This window comes from Companilactobacillus hulinensis (genome assembly GCF_003946555.1).
Taxonomy (GTDB): Bacteria; Bacillota; Bacilli; order Lactobacillales; family Lactobacillaceae; genus Companilactobacillus; species Companilactobacillus hulinensis.
The window spans coordinates 1-3,206 of record NZ_RHOO01000043.1 but is presented as its reverse complement, the minus strand read 5'-3'; the positions used below and the strand labels follow the sequence as shown (position 1 = coordinate 3,206).

The window sequence follows — 3,206 nt, the reverse complement described above, 5'->3', positions numbered from 1 at the left end:
GCGTGGCAGCTACCTATCCTCGCGGGTAGTTTCCCACCAACTACTTTCGGCGTGAAGAAGCTTAACTTCTGTGTTCGGCATGGGAACAGGTGTATCCTTCTTGCCATTACCACCACACTATTCTTACTCGTACCTTCAAAACTAGATATTAAGTTCAATATGAATTATTAATAACACCTCAAACCACTTACTCGGTTAAGTCCTCGATCTATTAGTACTGCTCAGCTCCGTATATCGCTATACTTCCACCCGCAGCCTATCTACGTCATAATCTCTAACGGATCTTACTTCCATAAAGGAATGGGAAATCTCATCTCGAGGGGGGCTTCACACTTAGATGCTTTCAGCGTTTATCCCTTCCATACGTAGCTACCCAGCGATGCGCCTGGCGGCACAACTGGTACACCAGAGGTATGTCCATCCCGGTCCTCTCGTACTAAGGACAGCTCCTCTCAAATTTCCTACGCCCGCGACGGATAGGGACCGAACTGTCTCACGACGTTCTGAACCCAGCTCGCGTACCGCTTTAATGGGCGAACAGCCCAACCCTTGGGACCGACTACAGCCCCAGGATGCGATGAGCCGACATCGAGGTGCCAAACCTCCCCGTCGATGTGAACTCTTGGGGGAGATAAGCCTGTTATCCCCAGGGTAGCTTTTATCCGTTGAGCGATGGCCCTTCCATATGGTACCACCGGATCACTAAGTCCGACTTTCGTCCCTGCTCGACTTGTCAGTCTCGCAGTCAAGCTCTCTTGTGCCTTTACACTCTGCGAATGATTTCCAACCATTCTGAGAGAACCTTTGAGCGCCTCCGTTACATTTTAGGAGGCGACCGCCCCAGTCAAACTGCCCACCAGACACTGTCCCTCATCACGCTAAGTGATGCAGGTTAGAGTTTTCATATAACAAGGGTAGTATCCCACCAATGCCTCAGTCGAAACTAGCGTTCCGACTTCAACGGCTCCTACCTATCCTGTACATGTCACACAAAAACTCAATATCAAGCTACAGTAAAGCTCCATGGGGTCTTTCCGTCCTGTCGCGGGTAACCCGCATCTTCACGGGTATTATAATTTCACCGAGTCTCTCGTTGAGACAGTGCCCAAATCATTACGCCTTTCGTGCGGGTCGGAACTTACCCGACAAGGAATTTCGCTACCTTAGGACCGTTATAGTTACGGCCGCCGTTTACTGGGGCTTCAATTCTCAGCTTCGCTTACGCTAACTGATCCTCTTAACCTTCCAGCACCGGGCAGGCGTCAGCCCATATACGTCATCTTACGATTTAGCATAGACCTGTGTTTTTGATAAACAGTTGTTTGGGCCTATTCACTGCGGCTGGCTGTTACACCAGCACCCCTTCTCCCGAAGTTACGGGGTCATTTTGCCGAGTTCCTTAACGAGAGTTCACTCGCTGACCTTAGGATTCTCTCCTCGACTACCTGTGTCGGTTTGCGGTACGGGTAGTTTATTTCTAACTAGAAACTTTTCTTGGCAGTGTGAGTTACTGTGCTTCGCTACTTAAATTTCGCTCCTCATCACAACTTGTCCTTAAAGGTAAAAGCATTTGACTCTTACCAAGACTTGTTGCTTGAACACACTTTTCCAGCCGTGTGCACACATCATCCTCCTGCGTCCTTCCATCGTTCAAACAAAATAAACTAGTACGGGAATATCAACCCGTTATCCATCGATTACACCTCTCGGTCTCATCTTAGGCCCCGACTAACCCTGGGAGGACGAGCCTTCCCCAGGAAACCTTAGTCTTTCGGCCGATCAGATTCTCACTGATCTTTCGCTACTCATACCGGCATTCTCACTTCTAAGAACTCCACTGCTCCTCACGGTACAGCTTCAATGCTCTTACAACGCTCTCCTACCACGCATCTTACGATGCATCCACAGTTTCGGTATCATGCTTAGCCCCGGTACATTTTCGGCGCAGAATCACTCGACTAGTGAGCTATTACGCACTCTTTGAATGAATGGCTGCTTCTAAGCCAACATCCTAGTTGTCTATGCGTTTCCACATCCTTTTCCACTTAGCATGAATTTTGGGACCTTAACTGGTGATCTGGGCTGTTTCCCTTTCGACGGTGGATCTTATCACTCATCGTCTGACTCCCGGGTATAGATCAATGGTATTCGGAGTTTATCTGAATTCAGTAACCCAAGACGGGCCCCTAGTCCAAACAGTGCTCTACCTCCATGATCCTATTCCCCGAGGCTAACCCTAAAGCTATTTCGGAGAGAACCAGCTATCTCCAAGTTCGTTTGGAATTTCACCGCTACCCACACCTCATCTCAGCATTTTTCAACATACATGAGTTCGGTCCTCCAGTGCGTTTTACCGCACCTTCAACCTGGACATGGGTAGGTCACTTGGTTTCGGGTCTACATCTACATACTTAGTCGCCCTATTCAGACTCGCTTTCGCTACGGCTCCGCATTTTCTGCTTAACCTTGCATGCAAACGTAACTCGCCGGTTCATTCTACAAAAGGCACGCCATCACCCCTTAACGGGCTTTGACTACTTGTAGGCACACGGTTTCAGGATCTATTTCACTCCCCTTCCGGGGTTCTTTTCACCTTTCCCTCACGGTACTGGTTCACTATCGGTCACTAGGTAGTATTTAGCCTTGGGAGATGGTCCTCCCAGATTCCGACGGGGTTTCTCGTGTCCCGCCGTACTCAGGATACTGGCTAGAGTAGTTTGTATTTCGCTTACGAGGCTTTCACTCTCTTTGGCCAACTTTTCCAAGTTGTTCAGCTATACTTGCTTTTTTTCTCATAACGCCAGTCCTACAACCCTAAAGAGTAAACTCTTTAGTTTGGGCTGTTCCCGTTTCGCTCGCCGCTACTCAGGGAATCGAATTTTCTTTCTCTTCCTGCAATTACTTAGATGTTTCAGTTCATTGCGTCTTCCTCTTAGTATGCTATGTATTCACATACAAGTAATCATCCATTACGATGATTGGGTTCCCCCATTCGGAAATCCCCGGATCAAAGCTTACTTACAGCTCCCCGAGGCATATCGTTGTTAGTTACGTCCTTCATCGGCTCCTAGTGCCTAGGCATCCACCGTGCGCCCTTTATAACTTAACCTTGACAAATGTCAATAAATTGACTTGTCGCGCAGTTTTCGGTGTTTCTTTAATTAATTCATATTAATTCTTAATATCCAGTTTTCAAGGTACGAGTT

2 rRNA genes are annotated in these 3,206 nt (G+C 47.9%); both read right to left on the bottom strand.

Annotated features, from left to right (window positions below):
• Window positions 1–117 (bottom strand): 5S ribosomal RNA (rrf, locus tag EKM66_RS12385).
• A gap of 74 nt (window positions 118–191) precedes the next feature.
• Window positions 192–3,109 (bottom strand): 23S ribosomal RNA (locus EKM66_RS12380).
• Window positions 3,110–3,206: the final 97 nt, after the last annotated feature.